The following is a 21,232-nucleotide window of genomic DNA, read 5'->3' as shown; positions in this document are numbered from 1 at the left end:
GGTGGTCAGGCGGCCGGGCCGATCCAGACCGTCTTGGTGTTGGTGAACTCGCGGATGCCCTCGGCGCCGAGTTCCCGGCCGTAGCCGGACTTCTTGATGCCGCCGAAGGGCAGGCGCGGGTCGGAGGCGACCATGCCGTTGACGAACACGGCACCGGCGTCCAGGACCCGGGTCAGCCGGCGGGCTCGGTCGAGGTCGCCGGTCCACAGGGCCGCACCGAGACCGTACTCGGTCCGGTTGGCCAGGGCGATGGCCTCGTCGGCGTCGGCGACGCGGGTGATGGCGGCGACGGGGCCGAAGGTCTCCTCGTCGAAGGCTGCCATGCCGGGGCGGACGTGGTCGAGGACGGTGGGCGGGTAGTAGCAGCCCGGCCCGTCGGGGATCTCGCCGCCGAGGGCGAGGACGGCGCCGGCGTCCACCGTGCGGCGGACCTGGTCGTGCAGGGTCTCGCGGAGGTTGGCACGGGCCATCGGGCCGATGGCGGTGTCGGGGTCGGTCGGGTCACCGGTCTTCAGGGCCGCCGCGGCGGCGGTGAAGACCGTCACGAACTCCTCGGCCACCGCCTCCTCGACGATGAACCGCTTGGCGTTGACGCAGGACTGGCCGACGTTGATGTAGCGGGCCTTGACGGCGGTGGCGGCGGCAGCGGCGATGTCGGCGTCGGCGAGCACGATGAACGGGTCGGAACCGCCGAGTTCCAGCACCTGCTTCTTCAGTACGGCGGCGGCCTGGGCGGCGACGATCGCGCCGACCTCGGTGGAGCCGGTCAGGGTGACCGCCGCGATCCGCGGGTCGGCGATGATCCCCGCCACCTGGTCGACCTCGATCAGCAGGGTCCGGCACAGGCCGTCCGGGGCGCCGGCCTCGCGGACGACCTCCTCGACGGCGAGGGCGCACTGCGGCACGTTGTTGGCGTGCTTGAGGAGCGTGCCGTTGCCGGCCGCGAGGGCGGGGGCGGCGAAGCGGAAGAACTGCCAGAAGGGGTAGTTCCACGGCATGACGGCGAGGACGACGCCGAGCGGGTCGTGGACGACGGCGCTCTCGGTGGCGTTGGATTCGACCGGGCGGTCGGCGAGTTGGGCCGGGGCGTGCTCGGCGTAGTACTCGCAGGCCATGGCGCACTTCTCGATCTCGGCGCGCGCCTCGGTGACGGGCTTGCCCATCTCGGCGGTGATGAGCGCCGCGTAGTGGTCCTTGCCCTCGCGCAGGACGCGGGCCATCTCCCGCAGCAGCGGTGTGCGGTCGGTGACGTCGCGCCGGCGCCAGCCGGCCTGGGCCGAGGCGGCGGCGTCGAGGATGCCGTCGACCTCCTGGGGCGTATGCGGGGTGTGGCGGGAGAGTTCGGTTCCGGTGGCCGGGTTGCTGGAGACGATCATCAGGCGGTCTCTCCGGTGAGTTCGATGGTACGGACGGTCTCGGCGGCGAAGTCGGCGGTGCCGAGGCTGCCGCCGATGTCACGGGTGCGGGTGGCGGGGTTGTCCAGCACGGTGCCGACCGCGCCGGTGATCAGGGCCGCGGCCCGGGTGAGCCGCTCGTCGCCGTCGCGCCGGCCGCGCCAGTCCAGCAGCATCGCGGCGGACAGGATCAGGGACGTGGGGTTGGCGACGCCCCGGCCCGCGATGTCGGGGGCGGAGCCGTGCTGGGCCTGGGCCACGCACAGGGTGTCGGAGGCGTTCACGGAGCCGCCGAGGCCCAGACTGCCGGAGAGTTCGGACGCCTCGTCGGAGAGGATGTCGCCGAACATGTTGGTGGTGACGACGACGTCGAACCGCCGCGGGCTGCGGATGAGCAGCGCGGCGGTGGCGTCCACGATCAGCTCTTCGAGTTCGACGTCGGGGTACTCGGCGGCCACCTTGCGCACCTCGCGCAGGAACAGTCCGTCCGACAGCTTGACCACGTTGGCCTTGTGGACGGCGGTCACCTTCCTGCGGCGGCCGCGGGCCAGTTCGAAGGCGGTCCGGGCGACCCGCTCGCTGGCCGTCGCGGTGACCTTGCGGATCGAGAACGCCGAGTCCTCGTCGGGCATGAACTCGCCGGCCCCCGCGAACATGTTGCGGTCCGAGTAGAAGCCCTCGGTGTTCTCCCGGACGATGACCAGGTCCATCGGCTCGCGCAGGATGCTCAGGTCGGGGTGGGAGCGGCAGGGGCGGATGTTGGCGTAGAGCTTGAACGCGGTGCGCAGTTCGGCCGAGGGGTTGACGCCGCCCTCGGTGCGCGGCGGGTAGTCGAGGTGCGAGACCGGACCGAGCAGTACGCCGTCGGCCTGCGGAACCCGTTCCAGTACGGCGTCCGGGAGGGTCGAGCCGGAGGCGGCGAGCGACGCGAAGCCGATGTCGTGGGTCTCGTACGTCAGGTTCAGCCCGAGCTTCTTGTCGGCGGCGCCGAGCACGTCGAGGGTGGCCGCGGTGATCTCGGGACCGATGCCGTCACCGGGCAGGACCAGGATGTTCACGGGGTGCCTTTCAGGGGGTGGTGGGGGGTGGAAGGTGTTCACAGACCGAAGGTGTGGGCGGCCACCAGGGCCACGGTGACGGTGATGCCGCCGCCGATGCGGGTGGCGATCTGGGCGAACGGCATCAGCCGCATGCGGTCGGCCGCGGTGAGGATGGCGATGTCCCCCGCGCCGCCCATGCCGCTGTGCGTGGCCGTGACCAGGGCGGTCTCGACGGGGTGGAGGCCCACCTTGCGGGCGACGAGGAATCCGGTGCCGACCATGGCGCACACCGTGAGTACGCAGGTCGCCAGTGGGGCCGGGGAGAAGCCCTCGACCAGGGTCCGCCACGGTGTCTGGGTGGCGCTGAAGGTGAACAGCATCGGGAAGGCCATGGCGGCCAGGCAGAAGTCGTAGACGAACCGCGAGCCGTGCTGGAGGCGCGGGGTGACACCATGGGCGACCTTGAGGACCACCGCGAGGACCAGCATCACGACCGGGGCCGGCCAGCCGAGCAGGCTGTGGGCGAGGACGCCGGCCAGGTAGAGGGTGACGGCGGTGATGCCCGCCGCCGCGACCTGCTGGGCGGTCACCGGGGTGCGCCCGCCCGGACCGGACTCGGCGGCCTCCAGCAGGTCGGGGCCCTCGCCGGCGTCCAGGCGTCCGTCGCCGGTCAGGTCCGGACGCCTGCGGCACACCTGGCTCAGCAGCCCGGCGAGCAGGACGGCGGTCAGGTTGCCGACGAAGATGGCGGGCAGCACCCGGGCGAGCAGCTCGCCCTGCGCGGCGCCGAGGACACCGGCGTAACCGATGGTCAGCGGAACGGCACCCTCGCCGACGCCGCCGGCCATGATCGGTACGACGACGAAGAACACCGTGTGCTCGAAGCCGAGGCCGGTGGCGGTGCCGACGGCGGTGCCCACCACGAGGGCGACCGCACTGCCCGCCAGCAGCGGGACGAAGATCCTCGCGAAGCCCCGGACCAGCACCGTGCGGTCCATGCTCATGATGGAGCCGACGATGACGAAGGCGATGAACAGGCTCAGGACCTTCGTATCGGTGAAGAACCCTCCGATCGACTCCACGGCGGCGCTCGGGATCCACCCCTGGTGGGCGAGCCACGACGGCACGAGCGTCACGAAGACCGCGGCTCCGCCGACGGCGCGCAGGACGGGGACCCGCTTGCCGATCTCGGCCAGCGCGAAGGCGAAGACCACCATGATCCCGATGACCACGGCGAGTTCCCCGGTGAGGTGACCGGTGGCGGCCAGCGCGGCGATCAGCGCCGCGAGTGCCACGAACACCGGCAGCGGCACGATGCCGATGTCCCGGTCCATGCACCGGTGCCACAGGGTGGGGGTGCGGTCGTCCGACGGGAGGGCGTCGGAATCACGCTGTCGCCGGCCGGGTGCGCCCGGTGGCGTGTGCTCGGCTGGTGTCGCGGAGCTTGCGAGGTCGGACATGGTGCGTCCTTACAGCGGCTCAGGGGAGGAGGCGGTCGGTCCCGGACGGGTGAGGCGGCTGTCCGGACCGTCCGTGGCGAGTGATCGCCGAGGTGAGCAGTGGGCTTCGCCGCGCCCCGGCAGGCCCCTGCTGCGGATACGTTAAGCACAACCCTTGGTTTTTTGGAAGACCGTTGTACCAAAACGCGGCCGGGAGTACTGTCCGAACGCGACGAGTCCGCCGCGTGTCCCCCGGTTCACGCGACGGCACCTTCGCCGCGCGTCCCCCCAGCTCACGCGAGGAGCCAGCGTTGTCCGCACCACCGTCCGAAGGCCGCGCCGTCCAGGTCCTCGGCACCCGGCACAGTCCGGGACCGGACCTCCCCGACCACGCCTGCGACACCCATGTGCACGTCTTCGGCCCCGCCCACCGCCACCCGTACGCGGCCGACCGCGGCTACCTCCCGCCCGACGCCCTCCCCGCCGACCTGCGCGCCCTCCACCGCCACCTGGGGATCACCCGGACCGTGCTGGTCCAGCCCAGCCCCTACGGCACCGACAACACCCGGCTCCTGGACGGCTTGCGCACGCTGGGTGAAGCGGCGCGCGGCGTCGCGGTCATCGACCCCGGCGCCGGCTCCCGGGAACTGCGGGCCATGGACCGGGCCGGCGTGCGCGGCGTCCGCGTCAACCTCGGCGCCAACACCTCCAACGACCTGGAGCGGGCGCGCGAGCGCATCCGTGCCACGGCCCGGACGATCGCGCCCTTCGGCTGGCACCTGGACCTGCACCTCGACGCCGCCGCCCTGGCGGCTGTCGACGACCTCCTCCCCCGGCTTCCCGTCCCGGTGGTCCTCGACCATTTCGCCGGCATCAAGCCCGGCGCCGGCACCGACGACGGCACCGGCAGCCTGGCGCGGACGTGCCGGCTGCTGGAGACCGGCCGCGTGTGGGTGAAACTGTCCGCGCCGTACCGTGCCGCCGCCGGCGGGAGCTACGACGATCTCGGGCCGGCCCTGGCAGCCCTCCTCGACACGCGCGCCGACCGGGCCCTGTGGGGCTCCGACTGGCCGCACACCGGCGGCTCCCCCGCCACCCGGCACCCCGACCGCGTCGAGCCCTTCCTGCCCGTCGACGACGGCCTCTCCCTGACCCGTCTTCGCGCCCACCTCGACGCGTCCCGCCTGCGGCACGTCCTCGTCGACAACCCGGCGACGCTCTACGGCTGGTGACGTCGGCCTCGGCACCGAAGCCGGCCGCGCGCGGCCAAGTCGCTCGGCCCGGCCGCCGAACCCGGCCTCAGCACGACCGTCTACTGCGCCGGACCGGGCTCCCCTTCCGAAGCCGGCCCGCGCCCGCGTCCCTCCCCCGCCGCCGCGGACGACGGCGTCCCGGTGACCCGGCCCCGCCCCGCCGGCCGAGGCGCCGGGTCCCAGGCCCGCAGTTCCCGGCCGCGGGGGTCGTCGATCCGGGTCCACTCGGCGTCGATGCGCATCGTGGCCCGGCGCCCGGTGTCGTACGGGTCCCAGCCGGGGTCGCCGGTGGTGGCGAACCGGATCCAGGTGGCGTGGACGCGGGCCGCGAGATCCGCCGGGGGCCGGTCGGGGCCGAGCAGCCCGGCGGGGCCGTGCAGCCGCGGCAGGTGCGTGCGGTCGAAGACGAAGGGCAGCTCGACCGCGTGCGCGGCGCCGAGCTGTCCGTCCAGGGCGTGCGAGCGCCAGGCGAACTCGTAGGCGAAGGTCGCGGACCCGGGGTGGGCGGCGTGGGCGGTGGCCAGGGCGCGGGTGCCCGCGCCGAACAGCGCGTCGCCCATGACGGCGGAGCGCAGTTCGCCGTGGGACGCCCCGGGGCGTGTCTCGCGGTACGTCGCGACGAGCCGCGCCGGGTCCGGGTGCGAGCGGGCCGCCGTGTCGGCCACGTCCCCGGCCGTCGAGGAGGCGTACCGGTCCACGGGGACCAGGTAGAGGCGGCCCTCCTCGGTGGTGGTGCCGATGAGCAGGTCGACGCCGCAGCCGTGCCCGGCGGCGACGGCGTCGGCGGGCTGGGTGTCCAGGACCAGGCTGAAGGGGCTCAGGCCGATCAGCGGGTCGTGGTGGGCGGCGGTGCGCAGGTCGATTCCCGCGAGCCGGGGGACGGCCGCCACCAGGCGGTCGTCGGAGAGGTCCGCGAAGGCGTCCGCGTGCGGCTCGACGCCCAGGATCTCGGCGGCCGCCGAGGTGACGCGGGCGGCCTGCTCGGTGGTGAACGCGCCCAGGCCGCTGCCGCTCTGCACGATCGCCCGGCGGAACAGTCCGGCGGCCCCGGGCGTGGCGAGGACGCCGCCGACGATGGTGGCACCGGCCGACTGGCCGAAGAGCGTGACGTTGTCCGGGTCACCGCCGAAGCCGGCGATGTTCTCCCGCACCCAGCGCAGCGCGCCGACGACGTCGAGCAGGCCGCGGTTGGCGGGGGCACCGGGCAGATCGAGGAAACCGGCGATGCCGAGCCGGTAGTTGAGCGTGACGAGGACGACTCCGTCCCGGGCGAAGGCGGACCCGTCGTACAGCGCGGACCGCGTCGAACCGGCGACGAATCCGCCGCCGTGCACGAACACCATGACCGGCAGGCCGCCGCGCGCGGCCTCGGGTGTCCAGACGTTGACGGTGAGGTAGTCCTCGCCGCGGCTCCAGCCGGTGCCGAAGTAGGGGGTCATGTCGAGGGCGCCGAGCCCGCGTTCGGACTGCGGCGCGTTGGGTCCGGGGGCCGTGGCGTCCCGTACGCCGTCCCAGGGCTCGTGCGGCCGGGGCGGGGCGAACCGGCCGGCTCCGCGGGGCGGGGCGGCGTAGGGGATGTCCAGGAAGGCGGCGGTGCCGTCCTCCTGGCGCAGGCCGCGGACGGCGCCCTGCCCGGTGGTCACTACGGGGTGGTGGTTCATCTTTCGTGCCTTCCTCGTGCCGTGGGCTTCAGCGCTGCTCGGAGTACGGGGTGAAGGGCGCCCAGCCCTTGACGGCGAAGGTGCTTCCGTCGCGTACGACCTCGGTGGCGCCGTGGCCGCCCAGGTGGGCCGGGATCAGCAGGGCGTTGTTGTCGGCGGCCCAGCCCAGCACCTTGCGGCGGGTGGCGCGGGCTTCGGCCGGGTTCTCGCAGAAGCAGCTGTTGGCGTCCGGCTCCAGGATCTGTACCGGGCTGTGCAGCAGGTCGCCGACGAACACCGCGCGGTCCGTGCCGGAGGTGAGGGTCAGTACGGAGGAGCCGGGGGTGTGTCCGGGGGCCGCGTCCAGGCGCAGGTTGGCGTCGATCCGGTGGCTGTCCTCCCACAGCCGGGTCAGGCCGGCCCGGTGGACGGGGGCCACGCTGTCCTCGAAGACGTTCTGGTTGCCGCGCCCGAGCAGCGGCCGGTGGCCGTTCTCGGGGTTCCAGAAGTCGAAGTCGGCCTTGGGCATCAGGTAGGTGGCGTTGGGGAAGGTGGGGACCCACTGCCTGCCGTCCAGGTACGTGTTCCAGCCGACGTGGTCGACGTGGAGGTGCGTGTTGACGACGACGTCCACGTCCTCGGGGCGGACGCCGGCCCGGGCGAGGGCGGCCAGGTAGTCCGTTTCGAGGTGGCTCCAGACCGGGGAGTAGGGACGCTCCTTGTGGTTGCCCACGCCGGTGTCGACGAGGATCGTCCTGCCCTCGCTGCGCAGCAGCCAGGTCTGGATCGCCGAATTCACGATGCCGGTCCCGGAATCCAGGAAGTGCGGGGCGAGCCAGTCGGCTTCCCAGATGTCGGCGGGGCTGTCCGGGAAGAACACGTCCGGCGTCATGTCGACGGGGCCGAAGTATTCCCATACCCGGGTGATGGAGACGTCGCCGAGGGTGATCTGCTGCATGGGGTGTCCTTGGTCGGTCGCAGGAGGCGCACTCGGCCGGACGTACGGCACCGCGCGGACGCCGGTCCGAGTGGCGCCCGGTGAGGGCCCGGGCGCTGCCTCCGACTTCATCGAGGACGCGGGCGCGGCACCAGACCCGCCCTTTCCTATCCACAGCCGGGTCAGGCTCGGTGCGACGAGGCGGCCCATACTCGGAGTCATGGGCGGAAAGACACAGCTCGGAGAGTTTCTGCGGACGCGGCGTTCCCAGCTGCGCCCGGCGGACGTCGGGGTACCCACCTACGGGGAGCGCCGGCGGGTGCCGGGGCTCCGGCGCGAGGAGCTGGCGCTGCTGGCGGGGGTGAGCGCCTCCTACTACACGCGGCTGGAGCAGGGGCAGTCGCTGAGCGCGTCGCCCGAGGTGCTGGACGCGATCGCCGGGGCCCTGCGGCTGGACGAGTCCGAGCGGCGGTACCTGCACGACCTGGCCCGGGTGGACCGGCAGCGGCCCCGGGGCCGGCGTCCGGCGCCGGAGCGGGTACCGGAGGAGACACGTCAGTTCCTGGACGTGCTCGGCGACGTCCCCGCGCTCGTGCTCGGCCGGCGCACCGACGTGCTGGCGTGGAACCGGCTGGGCCACGCCCTGTTCGCCGGGCACCTGGACTTCACCGCCCCCGACCAGCCGGGGCGGCGTCCCAACATGGCCCGGCTGCTGTTCCTCGACGGCCACGTCCGTGACCTGTACGCGGACTGGCAGAGCAAGGCCAGGGCCATGGTCGGCAATCTGCGCCTGGTGGCGGCCCGGCACCCGGAGGACGCGGCGCTGCACGCGTTGCTGGGTGAACTGTCCGCGAAGAGCGGCGAGTTCGCCTCGATGTGGGCCGACCACCGGGTCCGGGCCTGCGCCATGGCCGGCTACGAGATGCGCCATCCGCTGGTCGGGCCGCTGACCGTCATCCAGCAGACCATGAGCAGCGGGCGAGGTCCCGCCGTCGTGGTCGCCACCACGGAGGCGGACTCGCCGTCGCGGGCCGCCCTCGCCCTGCTCGCCCAGGCCACCGGCGAGCGCGCCACCCCCGAGGCCGCCCCGCAGGCCACCCCCGAGGCCACCCGCAAGGCCGCCCCCGAGGCCGTCCCCGAGGCCGCCGGCGAGGGTGCCGCGCGGGCCGGCCGGGACTGACGCCCGCGCCGTCCGGGGACGTTCTCCCTCGTCAGGCACCCTCACCCGAGACTCTGAAAACGATTGTCATCGTGCTACGGTCGTCGCACGCTCAACCATTGACCCGCTCTTTACCCGGAGTGACCCCGTGCGCGTCCCTGCCCGTTTCCTGCCCGTCCCCGCGGTTCTCGCCTCCTCCGCCCTGCTCACCGGGTGCTTCGCGACCACGGAGGCCACCGGCACCGGCACCGGCGGCGGCGAGCGCATCCGCGTCGCGATGATGCAGCCGCCGCGTTCGGGCCTGTCCCCCCTCTCCGACGACGCGTTCAAGCTGTCCCGCTGGTCGACGGCCGAGACGCTCGTGAAACTGGACGCGGACGGCGACGCCGAACCCGCCCTGGCCACCGAGTGGAAGCAGTCCGGCCGGGCCTGGACCTTCACGCTCCGCGACGACGTCACCTTCCACGACGGCACCGAGCTGACCGCCGAGGCCGTCGTCCGCTCCCTCACGAAGGCGGCCACCGCCTCCCCCAAGCCCCGCATCCTCGACGGCGTCGAGCTGACCGTGGCGGCGAAGGGCGCCGGGACCGTGGTCGTCACCACCGCCGAGGAGGACCCCCTGGTCCCGCAGCGGCTCAGCTCCCCGCAGCTGTCGATCCTCGCGGCGAAGGCGTACCGGGGCAAGACGGTCGACCCGGTCGGCACCGGGACCGGCCCGTTCGAGCTGACCGAGGTCAACGGCACCTCCTCGGCCGCCCTCGACCGCTACGACGACTACTGGGGCGGCACGGCCAAGGCACCCGGCATCGACGTGACGTTCGTGCCCGACGGCACCGCCCGCGCCGCCGCGCTGCGCAGCGGGGAGGCCGACATCGTCGAGGCCGTGCCCGTCTCGCAGGCCGCGCTGCTGGACGAGGAGCTGATCACCGAGGTCCCGATGCCGCGCACCAACACCCTCTACCTCAATACGGAGAAGGGCGCCTTCAAGGACCCCGCGCTGCGGGCGGCGGCCCGGGAGGCGATCGACGCCGAGGCGATCGTGAAGGGCGTCTACGAGGGCAGGGCCGACGTGGCCGAAGGGCTGCTCGGGCCCGCGCTGCCGTGGGCGGCGGACCTGCGCGAGCCGGTGAGCCGCGCCGAGGCGGGCGACCCGGACGGCCGGACCGTCACCATCGGCACCTTCACCGACCGGGCCGAACTGCCCGAGGTGGCCGCCGCGCTGCAACAGCAGCTCCAGAAGGCCGGCTTCGAGGTGAAGCTGGAGGTCCGCGAGTACGCCAACATCGAGTCCGACGCCCTGGCGGGCGCCTTCGACGCCTTCATCCTCTCCCGGGCCACCGTCCTGGACTCCGGCGACCCGGCCGCGTACCTCTACAGCGACTTCGCCTCCGACGGTTCCTTCAACATCTCCCAGCTCGCCGACCCGGCCGTGGACAAGGCCCTGCACAAGGCCGGCACGACGCCGACCGGTGACGCCCGGCGCCAAGCCGTCGTCGAAGCGGAAGCCGCCGTGCTCGCCACCGACGCGGCCGTGCCGATGCTCCACGAACGCGTGATCCAGGGCGACGCGGCCGACGTGGTCGGCGCGGCCCACGACCCGCGCGAGCGGGAGCTGGTCACGCTCGACACCCACGTCAAGTGAGGCCGTCCGCAGCGGGCGTGACCCGCGCCGTCTGTCTGGCCGCGGTCCTCGCCGCCGTCGGACTGCTCCCCTGGCTCTCGGGCCGGGACCCGGCGCTGACCGTGCTGCGCGCCCGGTCCGCCGAGCAGGAGCCGACCGAGGAGGCCCTGGACGCGATCCGCCGGGATCTCGGCCTGGACGCCGGACCGCTCTCCCTGCTCGGCGACTGGGCGACCGGGCTGGTCCGCGGCGACCTCGGCACCTCGTGGGTGTCGGGGACGGAGATCCTGCCGTCGGTCGTCTCCGGGCTCCAGGTGTCCCTGGGGCTGATGGCCGCCGCGCTGACCGTGGCGGTGCTGCTGGCCATGGCGTTGGTGGCGCCTGTATTGGTGCGGGGGCGGGGCTCGGGCGGGGCGTTCGCCGCCATGGCCGCCGCCGTGCCGGAGTTCCTCCTGGCCACCGTGGTGCTGCTGGTGTGCGGGGTGTGGCTGGGGTGGCTGCCGACGTCCGGCTGGCAGGGTCCCGCGTACATGGTGCTGCCCGCCCTCGCGCTCGGCGTCCCCGCGGGCGGCCTGCTCGGCCGGCTCATGGCGGACGCGCTCCCCGCCGTGCTGGACGAACGGTGGGTGGAGCTGTGGCGGGGAGCGGGAGTGGGCCCTGCCCGGGTCTCGGCCGCCGCGCTGCGCCGCGTACTGCCGCCGCTGGTACCGCAATTCGGGATGGTCGCCGTCGGTCTGACCGGCGGGGCGGTCGCGGTGGAGGCCGTGTTCGCCGTGCCCGGCATCGGGCGTACCGCGCTGGGCGCGGCCAAGTCGCAGGACCTGCCGCTGCTGCAGGGCTCGGTCCTCGCCCTGCTCGCCCTGGGCCTGGTCACCGGCGCGCTGGCCGCCCTCGTACGGCGCCGGATGCTGGGGCCCGCCCTGCGCGAGGCCGGGCTGGTGCTGCCGCCGGCCCGCCCGGTCCGGGCGCACCCGGCGCTGCCGGTCCTCCTCGCCGCCGTGCTGCTGGTGGTGATCGGCTGGGGCCTGCTGCGCGACCCGTACGCGGTGGACACCACGGCCCGGCTGGCGGCGCCCTCGTGGGCGAACCCGCTGGGCACCGACGGGCTCGGCCGTGACGTGCTGGCCCGGCTCGGGCACGGGGCCGCCTCGACGGTCGGCACGGCGGCGGCCGTCTGCCTGCTGAGCCTGCTGGCCGGGCTGGCGCTGGGCTTCCTGCCCGGTGTGGCGGCGGGCGCGGCGGACATCGCCAACGCCCTGCCGCCGGTGATCGTCGGCATCCTGGTCGCGGCGGCGGCCGGTCCCGGCACCGGCGGCGCGGCCCTCGCCGTCGCGCTGATCTCCTGGCCGCCGCTGGCGGCGCACGCGGCGGCGCTGGTGCAGGAGGTGCGGGCGTCGGCGTTCCTGACCGCCCAACGCGCCCTCGGCGCACCGCCGTGGTGGATCCTCACCCGGCACGTGCTGCCGTCCGTCGCCGCCCCGGTCGCCCGGCACGCCCTGCTGCGGCTGCCCGGCATCGCCCTCGCCCTGGCCTCCCTGGGCTTCCTGGGCCTGGGCGCCCAGCCGCCCGCCCCCGAGTGGGGCCTGCTCCTCGACGAGTCCCGGGCCTACATCGAACGCGCCCCCTGGGCCGCCCTGGCCCCGGCCGTCGCCCTGGCCCTGCTGGCCGGGCTGGCCGTGTCGGGGGCGTCGTACGCGCAGGGCCGGGGCGCCCGGCGCAGGGCCGGCCGCCGCACTGTACGAAAGGAGACCGCCCATGCCGTCCGAGGCACTGCTGTCGGTGCGTGACCTGCGGATCGCGTTCGGCCCGGTGGAGGTGGTGCGCGGGCTGTCCTTCGAGGTCCGGCCGCGCGAGGTGTTCGCCGTGGTCGGCGAGTCGGGCGCGGGCAAGTCGCTCACCGCCCGGGCGCTGCTCGGGATGGTGCCGCGCGGTGCGACGACCGGCGGCAGCGTACGGCTGCGGGACGGTGCCGACCCCGCCGCCGGGCGCGGGCGCCGCATCACGCTCGTTCCGCAGGACGCCCTGTCGGCCCTCTCCCCGGTCCACCCCGTGGGCGACCAGCTCGCCGCCGCCGTACGGTCGGTGCGGCGGGTCTCCCGGGGTGAGGCGCGCGCCCTGGCCGTGGCGGCGCTGGACCGGGTCGGCATCCCGGACGCCGCGCGCCGGGCCCGCGCCTACCCGCACGAGTACTCGGGCGGCATGCGGCAGCGCGCGGTGATCGCCATGGCGACGGTCAACGAGCCCGATGTCGTGGTCGCCGACGAGCCGACCACCGCGCTGGACGAGGAGCGCCGCGAGCAGGTGCTGCGGCTCCTGGCCGAGCAGCGGGAGGCGGTCGGCGCCGCGCTGGTCCTCGTCACCCACGACCTGGACGTCGTACGGGCCCACGCGGACCGCGTGCTGGTGATGTACGCGGGCCGCGCGGCCGAGACCGGAGCGGTCCGGCAGGTCCTGGACCGTCCGCGCGCCCCGTACACCGCGGGCCTGCTGGCCTCGCTTCCGCAGGACGGCCCCCGGCGCCGCCGGCTGCCGGCGCTGCCCGGCACCCCGCCCGCGCCGGACGCGCTCGGGCCGGGCTGCGCGTTCGCACCGCGCTGCCCGCTGGCGACGGACGTGTGCCACGACCACGAACCCGAACAACGCACCGTGGACGACCGGCTGGTCGCCTGCCACCGCGCCGTCGACGTGCCCGACCCGCTGCGGGAGTTCGTGTGACCCACCCTCTGCTGGACGTCCGCGACCTGGTCGTCCGCTACGGCCCGGTGACCGCCGTGGACCACCTGTCGTTCACGCTGGACGCCGGTGAGACCCTCGCCCTCGACGGCCCCTCCGGCTGCGGCAAGTCCTCCACCGCCCTCGCGGTGCTCCAGCTGCGCCGGCCCGACGGCGGGGAGGTCCGCTTCGAGGGGCGGGAGCTGACGTCCCTGACCGAACGGGAACTGCGTCCGCTGCGCCCGCGCATGCAGCCCGTCTTCCAGGACCCGTACGGCTCCCTCAGCCCCCGCCACCGCATCCGCGACGCGGTGGCCGAACCGCTGAAGCTGCACGGCATGTGGGACCGGACCGACGGTCCCGCCCGGGTGGCCGAGCTGCTCGACCGGGTCGGCCTCGACCCGTCGTACGGGGACCGGCGCCCGCACGAACTCTCCGGCGGCCAGTGCCAGCGGGCCGGGATCGCCCGCGCCCTCGCCTCCGGGCCGCGGCTGCTCGTCCTCGACGAGCCGGTGTCGGCGCTCGACGCCTCCGTGCGGGCCGGGGTGCTGAACCTGCTCGCCGACCTCCAGGACGAACTGGGGCTCGGGTACCTGTTCATCTGCCACGACCGGGCGGTCGTACGGCACTTCGCGGACCGGGTGGTCGAGATGCGGGCGGGGCGGGCGGTCCGCGCCTGACGCCGGGGCAGGGTGTCCGGTCCGGCTCCCGGGACACAGCGGGTGAGCGCGCGGGCGGCGCCGGACGCGGGTCAGATGATCATGACCCGGCGTCCGCGCGCGTGGCCGGCCTGGATGTCGGCGTGCGCCGCCGCGGCCTCGGCGAGCGGGTAGGACCGCTCGACCGGGATGTGGAGCGCGCCCCGCGCGATGAGGTCGACGGCCTCGGCGAGCGCGTCCGGCACGCTCCCGGCCACGCCGGAGAACCGGACCCCGTGCTCCGGCGCGCCGAGGTCGGCGATGGAGATCACCTTCCGCGGGTCCCCCAGGAGACGATGAGGCTGCGCCACGCGGAGACGCCGGCGACGGCCATCGCCGCCGGTCCCGGGCTCTCCCGGTCCGCGACGGTGAGCCGGACCATCGCGAGGTTCGCGATCGACGCCTATGCGCTGGCCCGTGAGGCGGCCGATCCCGAGGCGGCGCTGGACGAGATCTTCCGGATGATCGAAGCCGCCTGGGAGGTCACCCGTCCTTCCGGACGCGGGTGAGCGGCCCGCCGTGCGATCCCGCCCCCGGGGACCGCTGAACGGCCGGGCGGGGGCGGTCAGCCCGGGGTCAGCAGGATCTTGCCCCGGGTGCCGCCCGCTTCGAGCAGGGCGTGGGCACGCGGCGCGTCCGCGAAGGGCAGGACGCGGGCGACACGCGCGGTCAGCCCGCCCGCCTCCGCATGGCGGGCCAGTGTGTCCAGCAGGACGCCGTCGGTCTGTACGCCGTACACCTCCACGTCGACGGCCCGCTCGGCCCGTGGCACCGCGAACGGCGTGAGGGAGACGAAGCGTCCCCCGTCGCGCACCGCCGCGATCGTCTCCGGACGGCCCGCCGCGTCGATGACCGCGTCGAACGAACCGGCCTCGGGCTCCTCCGCGTCCGAGAAGACCTCCGCCGCGCCGAGCGCCCTGACCGTGTCCGTGTCGGACGCGCGGCCCAGGCCCGCCGGCCGCAGGCCGCCGCGGGCGGCGAGCTGGACGAGGTGACCGCCGACCGCGCCCGCGGCGCCGCTCACCAGGAGGCGTCCGCGAAAGCCGGCGCCGAGCCGCGCGAGGGCCTGCGCGGCGGTGAGGGCGGTCAGGGGCAGGGCCGCGGCGTCCGCGAGGGCGATGTTCCCGGGGGCCCGTGCGGCGAGGGTCTCGTCCAGGGCCACGTACTCGGCGCTGGTCCCCGCTCCGGTGGCGAGCGGGGAGCGGGCGGCGATCACCCGGTCGCCCGCCCGGAAACGGGTGACGCCGGGGCCCGCCCCGACGACCGTCCCGGAGACGTCCCAGCCGACGACGGCCGGCAGCACCGGGGAGGGGATGTCGCCGCGGCGCACCGCCAGGTCGACCGGGTTGACGGCCGCCGCCGCCACCCGGACCAGGATCTCTCCCGGGCCGGGCCGGGGCTCGGCCAGATCGGCCACGGTGAGGACCTCGGGCGGACCGTAGCGGTCGATGACCACCGCTTTCACGCCGCCGCCTTCCGGGACCGTCCCAGCCGGCGCATGGCCGGTTTCTCCACCGCCGCGTACAGCAGCCACGCCACGCCGAGGGTCAGCACCATCTGCGCCAGCAGCACGCCGACGCCGGCCGCGGTCCCGAAGTACCGCTCGGGGCCCAGGGCGTCGCGGACCACGTTCAGCAGGATGAGATGGACCATGTAGAAGGCGAAGGACACCTCGCCGAGCCAGACCATCGGCCGGCTGCGCAGCACACTGGGCCGTCCCGAGGTGTCCACGCGGGCGACCGCCGGGATCAGCAGGGCCATCGGTACGACGAAGACCGCGTCGAGGGCGTACAGCCACGGGATGTGGAGCGACAGGGCGTACGCGGCCACGCAGGCGAGCGCGGCGGGCAGCACCGGAACGGTGAACTTCCGGCCGGTGAGCAGGATGCGCGCCATCAGCATGCCGAGCACGAAGTCCAGGGCGCGTACCGGCGGGAGCATGTACACGCTCCAGTACTGCCAGACGGAGGCCGGGGAGCCCTCGGGCATCGGGGGGTTCGCGGGCAGCAGCAGGTACGCCAGCGCGGGTACGGCGATCACCGCGGCCGCGACCCCGGCGGCCCAGCGCCACAGGTGGGCGGCCGGGATCTTCTTGATCCAGCGCAGGAACAGCGGGAAGCACAGGTAGAAGAAGAGCTCGCAGGCCAGCGACCAGCTGGGCGGGTTCACCCCGAGGAAGACGGTGAACTCCGGTATCCAGGCGTGCACCAGGGCGAGGTTGGGCACCGCCTGCCACCACTGGGTGGCGGCTCCGGAGAGCAGGGCCAGGGCCAGGACCCAGGTGACGAGGTGGTTCGGGTAGATCTTGAAGAACCGGCGGCGCCAGAAGTGCCGGGGCCGGTCCCCTTCCCGGGCCGACCAGGTCAGGACGAAGCCGCTGAGGATGAAGAAGAAGGTCACCCCGGCCCAGCCCGCGTTGCTGGACAGCCACCGGTAACCGTCCGAGACGTCCGGTGCGGAGAACGGGTTGAGGGCGGGCAGGGTGAGCGAGGAGTGGTAGCAGAAGACCAGCAGCGCGGCGATGAAACGCAGCCCGGTCAGGGACGGGAGCCGGCCGTGCACGGCCTGCTGCGGCCGGGGGGCGGGCTGGGCGGGTATCGCGTCGGACGGGGCTGATGCGGATATGGACAAGATGGCTCTCCGGATGGTGACGGAAATGGACGGACCGGTGCGGCCGGGACCGGCCCCGGCCGCACCGGCCGTCGGCCGGGGTCAGTCCCGGTCGAGGAACTCGCTGATGAGCTGGACCAGTTCGGCCGTCTTCTCGAACACGACCATGTGGCCGCTCTCCAGCTCGGCGTACTCGCTGTCCTTGACGGTCTGGTGGATCTCGCGGGAGTGCTCGACGGGGATCAGCAGGTCCCGGGTCGATCCGATGACGAGCGTGCGGGCACCGATGGCGGGCAGGAGGTCGGTGATGTCGACCCGGTGGTCCAGCTCGATCTGGCGCAGGGTGCCGACCTCGGCGGTGATGCCGGCCACGGTGCTCTTGACGCCGTCGCTGCCGAAGCCGGCCAGGAACGGCGGCGAGAAGATGAGCAGCGCGCTGTACGCGGCGAAGGCCTCCTGGTCGATGTCCGGCAGCCGCCGCCACAGGTCGACGGCGAGCTGCTGGCGCGGGTCGTCGTTGCGGGCCCAGCCGTTGATGACGATCAGGCGGCGGACCAGCTCCGGGTACTTGGCCGCGGCGGCGGCGGCGACCACGGCGCCGAGCGAGAACCCGACGATGTCGAAGGGCTCGTCGGTCACCGCCCGGGCGGCGCCGATCACCTGGTCGACCAGTTCGTCCAGGCTCAGGTCGTCGGCGTGCAGCGGGGTCTTGCCGCTGCCCGAGTAGTCGGGGGTGATGACGGTGTGGCGCCCGGTGAAGTGCTCACGCAGGTGGCCCCAGTTGCTCTCGCCGTCGGCGGCCGTGCCGTGGACGAACAAGAGTCCCGGCCCGTCGCCCTCGGCGGTGTAGTGGACGGGGGTGCCGTTGACGTCGATCGTGGGCACGGAGATCTCCTCTTTCGGATGGGTTACATGGGGGGAAGGAAAATGACGCAGTGGTACGGGGGCCCGGGCCGGTCAGTGCAGGGCGGGGGCGGGGCGCGGTTCGTCCTCCCGTGCGGCGGGGCGCGGGGCCGGTCTGCCCCAGCGCCGCATCACCGGACGTTCGACGCAGACCAGGAGCGCCCAGCCGACCAGGAGGGTGGCGAGGAAGAAACCGAGGAGGACGAGGATGCCGGCGGCCGGTCCGAAGAGCCGTTCGTCCATCAGCTCCGTACGGCCGTAGTACATGACCACGTACTGGGCGATGTAGAAACCGAAGGAGACCTCGCCGAGCCACTGCATCGCGCGACCGCGCAGCACGGTGGGGGTGCCCTCGACGTCGGCGCGGGCCACCGCGCAGATCAGCAGGGCGATGGGGACGACGGTCATCAGGTTGAGGCCGTACAGGAACGGCACCGCCATCGCGGCGGCGTAGCCGGCCACGCACAGCAGCGCGGCCGGGACGATGCCGACGCGGGGAGCGGTTCCGCTCATCACGAGCCGGGCCAGGATCATGCCGAGGACGAACTCGAACATGCGCACCGGCGGGAAGTTGTAGCCGAACCAGAACTCCCACAGGGAGATGCCGAAGCCCTCCGGGGTCGGCGGGTGCTGCGGCAGCAGGAAGTCGGTGACCAGCTGCACGGCCAGCATGCCGGCGACCATGCCCGCCGCCCACAGCCACAGGGCGCGCTCCTTGATCCGCAGCACCGGCCGCAGCAGGAACGGGAAGAGCAGGTAGAAGAGCAGTTCGCTGCAGAGCGACCAGCTCGGCGGGTTCACGCTGATGAAGGTCGCGTGCTGCGGGAACCACGAGTGGATCAGGAAGAGGTTCGGCAGCCACGCGGACACCGGCGTCATCGCCCCGGCGAACAGCACCATGGCGAGCGCCCACATGACGACGTGGTTGGGGAAGATCTTCAGCAGGCGGCGGCGCCAGAATCCGGTGACCGTGTCACCGGGCCGCGCCGACCAGGTCAGCACGAAGCCGCTGAGGACGAAGAAGAACGACACCCCCATCCAGCCGGCCTTGCTGAACAGCCACCGGAAGCCCTCCTCCCAGCTCTCGTCGGCGAACGGGTTCTGGGGCGGGTCGCTGAAGGTGGCGTGGAAGAAGAAGACCAGGGCGGCGGCGATGAAGCGCAGCCCGGTCAGCGAAGGGAGCTTGGTCCGGTGGCTCGCGGACGCGCTGCCGCCGACGGCAGCGGGGGACGACGAGGTCATGGGTGCCCTTTCCCTCAGGAGGCGGCGGTGAGCTGCGGCGGGGTCGTGGCGGGCTCGGCCGGTTCGGCCGGCTTGCGGCGGGGCCGGGCCCAGCGGCGCATGACGGGGCGTTCGACGCACACCAGGAGCAGCCAGCCGAGGGCGAGCGCCGCGGCGAACTCGGCTGCCACCAGGGCGACGCCCGCGGGTGTGGCCACGGTGCGGTTGTCCATGAGTCTCGTCCGCACGAGGGACAGCACGATCTGCTGGGCCAGGTAGAAGCCGAAGGAGACCTCGCCGAGCCACTGCATCGCGCGGCCGCGCAGCAGCGTCGGGGTGTTCTCCACGTCGGCGCGGGCCACCGCGCAGATCAGCAGCGAGATCGGTACGACGGTCATCAGGTTGAGCCCGTACAGGAACGGCACGGCCATCGCGGCGGCGTAGCCGGCGACGCACAGCACGGCCGCGGGGACGATCCCGACGCGGGGGAAGGCGCCCGCGAGCACCAGCCTGGCCAGGATCATGCCGAGGACGAACTCGAACATGCGCACCGGCGGGAAGTTGTAGCCGAACCAGAACTGCCAGACCGTCACGTCGGTGCCGGGCGCCGGGGGGCTGCTGGGTGCCAGGAAGTCGGTGACCAGCTGCACGGCCAGCATGCCGGCGACCATGCCCGCCGCCCACAGCCACAGGGCGCGCTCCTTGATCCGCAGCACCGGCCGCAGCAGGAACGGGAAGAGCAGGTAGAAGAGCAGCTCGCTGCAGAGCGACCAGGCGGGGGCGTTGAGGCTCAGGTGGACGGCCGGGTCGGGGAACCACGAGTGCACCAGGAGCAGGTTCGGCAGCCACACCCCGGCCGGGGTGGCCGTGCCGGCGACCACGACCAGGGCGAGGGCCCAGGTGACGACGTGGTTGGGGAAGATCTTCAGCAGGCGGCGCCGCCAGAATCCGGTGACCGTGTCACCGGGCCGCGCCGACCAGGTCAGCACGAAGCCGCTGAGGACGAAGAAGAACGACACCCCCATCCAGCCGGCCTTGCTGAACAGCCACCGGAAGCCGTCGGCCGTGTCCGGGTCGGCGAAGGGGTTCATCGATATGAAGACCAGGGAGGCGTGGAAGAAGAAGACCAGGGCGGCGGCGATGAAACGCAGTCCGGTCAGCGAAGGGAGCCTGGATCTGGTGGTGGGCGCGGAGCTGCTCGGCATGAGGGTGGCTTTCTCGTGAGAAAGGTCCGGCCAGGGGGTCAGGTTCGGGAGGTGGGCGTGGTGATTCCGGGGTCGGCGGCCGGCCGCCGCGCGTCGTCGTCGCGGGCCGGGTCGCCGGGGGTCTCGCGGCGGCGCCGACCGCTGTGCACCGTCTGGGCGATCAGCAGGGCGCCCAGGGCGGTGAACGCCGCGGCGCCGACCGTCACCTCGCGGATGCCGGGGCCCTGGTCGATGATCTGTCCCCCGGCCCAGGAGCCGAGGGCGGCGCCGAGCCCGAAGGCGGACATGTTGGCGGTCAGGGACAGCGTCGGCGCGTCGGCCGCGGCGGCGAGCACCTTGGCCTGGAGTCCGGGGATGAGGGCGAAGGTCGCGATGGAGAAGAGGATCAGGAAGACGGCGCCGCCGACCGGGGTGGGGGCGGCGACCCAGTAGAGGAGGCAGACGGCGGCGAGGGCCGTGGACAGGGCGAGCACCGCCGCGTCGACGGACCGGTCGGCGCACCGGCCGCCGAGGGCGTTGCCCGCGAGGGAGCCCAGGCCGTAGGCGACGAGCACGGCGGGCACCCAGGCGGACGGGAAGTCACCGACGTCGGTGAGCAGCGGCACCATGTAGGTGATCAGCGTGAACATGCCGCCCGAGCACAGGACGGTGGCCAGCACGGTGCCGATCACCTGCCAGGAGGCGAACGCGCGCAGCTCGTGGGCCGCCGACGCGCCGCTGTCGCCGTCGGCGTCCGGGATCACCAGCAGGATCAGCACGGTGGCGAGCAGGGCGAGGACGGCGACGCTGCCGAACGTGGCCCGCCAGTCCAGGTGCTGGGCCACCAGGGTGCCCAGGGGCACACCGAGCACGGTGGCCAGGTTGATGCCCATCTGGGTGCCGGCGATCGCCGACCCCTCCTTGCCCTCGTCGGCCATGCCGCCCGCGATGACGACGCAGACGGCGAGGAAGGTGCCGTGGATGACGGCGGTCAGCACGCGGCCCACGACCAGCAGGCCGAAGGTCGGGGCGAGGCTGGAGAGGACGTTGCCCGCGACGGAGACCAGCAGCAGCCCGACCAGCAGGTGCTTGCGGCGGACCCGGGTGGTCGCGGCGGTGACGAGCGGCCCGCCGACCACCACGGTCAGCGCGTACACGGTCACCAGGAGGCCCGCGGTGGGAATGGTCACCGACAGGTCCCGGGACAGGTCACCCAGCATGCCGCTCGGCGCGAGCTCGGCCGTGCCGACGCAGAAGATGGCCAGGATCAGGACAGCCATACGGGACCGCATGCAGGTGCCTCTCATGGGTGACGGGGCCACGGGCCCGGAGCGGGAGCGGGAAGCCGGATGCCGGCGACTGGAGCCGGTGGGCCGGCCGGAAGCCGCTGCGTCCCGGCCGGCCCACCGGACAAGAAGCCC

General features: G+C 73.8%; 17 protein-coding genes and 2 pseudogenes. 7 read left to right on the top strand and 12 right to left on the bottom strand.

The genetic code is table 11. From position 1 onward, the window contains the following. Window positions 1-5: 5 nt before the first annotated feature. The 3 genes from ACIQR3_RS31430 to ACIQR3_RS31420 are packed head-to-tail and all read right to left on the bottom strand — an operon-like array spanning window position 6 to window position 3,894. The gene (locus tag ACIQR3_RS31430) at window positions 6-1,376 is read right to left on the bottom strand and encodes an NAD-dependent succinate-semialdehyde dehydrogenase (protein WP_403544023.1); all 1,371 of its coding nucleotides are present in this window, start codon (window positions 1,374-1,376) and stop codon (window positions 6-8) included. After that, entirely contained in the window at window positions 1,376-2,452 is a 1,077-nt protein-coding gene (locus tag ACIQR3_RS31425) for an isocitrate/isopropylmalate dehydrogenase family protein (protein ID WP_403544022.1), read from the bottom strand. Before ACIQR3_RS31425 ends, ACIQR3_RS31430 begins: the two co-directional genes overlap by 1 nt. A gap of 38 nt (window positions 2,453-2,490) precedes the next feature. Next, on the bottom strand, window positions 2,491-3,894 hold the full coding sequence (locus ACIQR3_RS31420) for a 2-hydroxycarboxylate transporter family protein (RefSeq protein WP_403544021.1): 1,404 nt from the start codon (window positions 3,892-3,894) through the stop codon (window positions 2,491-2,493). Window positions 3,895-4,184: 290 nt separating this feature from the next. Here ACIQR3_RS31420 and ACIQR3_RS31415 point away from each other — a divergent pair, with 290 nt between their 5' ends. After that, window positions 4,185-5,105 carry an amidohydrolase family protein gene (locus ACIQR3_RS31415; RefSeq protein WP_403544020.1) on the top strand — a complete coding sequence of 307 codons (921 nt, stop codon included), beginning with the start codon at window positions 4,185-4,187 and terminating at the stop codon, window positions 5,103-5,105. 80 nt (window positions 5,106-5,185) lie between these two features. Here ACIQR3_RS31415 and ACIQR3_RS31410 read toward each other — a convergent pair whose 3' ends face one another. Both ACIQR3_RS31410 and ACIQR3_RS31405 read right to left on the bottom strand, forming a co-directional pair. Beyond that, on the bottom strand, window positions 5,186-6,787 hold the full coding sequence (locus ACIQR3_RS31410) for a carboxylesterase/lipase family protein (protein WP_403544019.1): 1,602 nt from the start codon (window positions 6,785-6,787) through the stop codon (window positions 5,186-5,188). Between the two features lie 28 nt (window positions 6,788-6,815). Continuing rightward, window positions 6,816-7,724, bottom strand: coding sequence for an MBL fold metallo-hydrolase (locus ACIQR3_RS31405; RefSeq protein ID WP_403544018.1), 909 nt, complete (start codon window positions 7,722-7,724; stop codon window positions 6,816-6,818). 199 nt (window positions 7,725-7,923) lie between these two features. Between ACIQR3_RS31405 and ACIQR3_RS31400 the strand changes: the two genes are divergently transcribed. From ACIQR3_RS31400 to ACIQR3_RS31380, 5 genes are all read left to right on the top strand, one after another. Further along, window positions 7,924-8,883 (top strand): helix-turn-helix domain-containing protein, encoded by a 960-nt coding sequence (locus ACIQR3_RS31400; protein WP_403544017.1) that lies wholly within the window; start codon window positions 7,924-7,926, stop codon window positions 8,881-8,883. 127 nt (window positions 8,884-9,010) lie between these two features. Beyond that, entirely contained in the window at window positions 9,011-10,504 is a 1,494-nt protein-coding gene (locus tag ACIQR3_RS31395) for an ABC transporter substrate-binding protein (protein WP_403544016.1), read from the top strand. Beyond that, window positions 10,501-12,270, top strand: coding sequence for an ABC transporter permease subunit (locus ACIQR3_RS31390; RefSeq protein ID WP_403544015.1), 1,770 nt, complete (start codon window positions 10,501-10,503; stop codon window positions 12,268-12,270). The genes ACIQR3_RS31395 and ACIQR3_RS31390 overlap by 4 nt, the downstream gene beginning before the upstream one ends. After that, a complete protein-coding gene (locus tag ACIQR3_RS31385; protein WP_403544014.1) occupies window positions 12,239-13,198 on the top strand; it encodes an ABC transporter ATP-binding protein in 960 nt (319 codons plus the stop codon). Before ACIQR3_RS31390 ends, ACIQR3_RS31385 begins: the two co-directional genes overlap by 32 nt. Continuing rightward, window positions 13,195-13,875 carry an ATP-binding cassette domain-containing protein gene (locus ACIQR3_RS31380; protein WP_403544013.1) on the top strand — a complete coding sequence of 227 codons (681 nt, stop codon included), beginning with the start codon at window positions 13,195-13,197 and terminating at the stop codon, window positions 13,873-13,875. Before ACIQR3_RS31385 ends, ACIQR3_RS31380 begins: the two co-directional genes overlap by 4 nt. Window positions 13,876-13,946: 71 nt before the next feature. On the opposite strand, the pseudogene ACIQR3_RS31375 reads toward ACIQR3_RS31380, so the two are convergent. After that, window positions 13,947-14,186: pseudogene (locus ACIQR3_RS31375) on the bottom strand (zinc-binding dehydrogenase); the annotation flags it as partial. On the opposite strand from ACIQR3_RS31375, the pseudogene ACIQR3_RS31370 reads away from it, so the two are divergent. Beyond that, a pseudogene (locus ACIQR3_RS31370) lies at window positions 14,181-14,402 on the top strand (TetR/AcrR family transcriptional regulator); the annotation flags it as partial. The pseudogenes ACIQR3_RS31375 and ACIQR3_RS31370 sit on opposite strands and share 6 nt — an antisense overlap. A gap of 56 nt (window positions 14,403-14,458) precedes the next feature. Here ACIQR3_RS31370 and ACIQR3_RS31365 read toward each other — a convergent pair. From ACIQR3_RS31365 to ACIQR3_RS31340, 6 genes are all read right to left on the bottom strand, one after another. Continuing rightward, on the bottom strand, window positions 14,459-15,358 hold the full coding sequence (locus ACIQR3_RS31365) for an NADP-dependent oxidoreductase (protein ID WP_403544012.1): 900 nt from the start codon (window positions 15,356-15,358) through the stop codon (window positions 14,459-14,461). Continuing rightward, on the bottom strand, window positions 15,355-16,524 hold the full coding sequence (locus ACIQR3_RS31360) for an acyltransferase family protein (protein WP_403544011.1): 1,170 nt from the start codon (window positions 16,522-16,524) through the stop codon (window positions 15,355-15,357). The genes ACIQR3_RS31365 and ACIQR3_RS31360 overlap by 4 nt, the downstream gene beginning before the upstream one ends. 81 nt (window positions 16,525-16,605) lie before the next feature. Then, window positions 16,606-17,388 carry an alpha/beta fold hydrolase gene (locus ACIQR3_RS31355; protein ID WP_403544010.1) on the bottom strand — a complete coding sequence of 261 codons (783 nt, stop codon included), beginning with the start codon at window positions 17,386-17,388 and terminating at the stop codon, window positions 16,606-16,608. 72 nt (window positions 17,389-17,460) lie between these two features. Continuing rightward, window positions 17,461-18,648, bottom strand: a complete 1,188-nt coding sequence (locus tag ACIQR3_RS31350; protein ID WP_403544009.1) for an acyltransferase family protein — start codon at window positions 18,646-18,648, stop codon at window positions 17,461-17,463. A gap of 14 nt (window positions 18,649-18,662) precedes the next feature. Next, window positions 18,663-19,832, bottom strand: coding sequence for an acyltransferase family protein (locus ACIQR3_RS31345; RefSeq protein ID WP_403544008.1), 1,170 nt, complete (start codon window positions 19,830-19,832; stop codon window positions 18,663-18,665). A gap of 38 nt (window positions 19,833-19,870) precedes the next feature. After that, on the bottom strand, window positions 19,871-21,091 hold the full coding sequence (locus ACIQR3_RS31340; RefSeq protein WP_403544007.1) for an MFS transporter: 1,221 nt from the start codon (window positions 21,089-21,091) through the stop codon (window positions 19,871-19,873). Window positions 21,092-21,232: the final 141 nt, after the last annotated feature.

Origin of the sequence: Streptomyces sp. NPDC090994, assembly GCF_044768905.1 — a bacterium.
Classification (GTDB): domain Bacteria; phylum Actinomycetota; class Actinomycetes; order Streptomycetales; family Streptomycetaceae; genus Streptomyces.
This window is presented reverse-complemented; position numbering and strand designations above follow the sequence as displayed.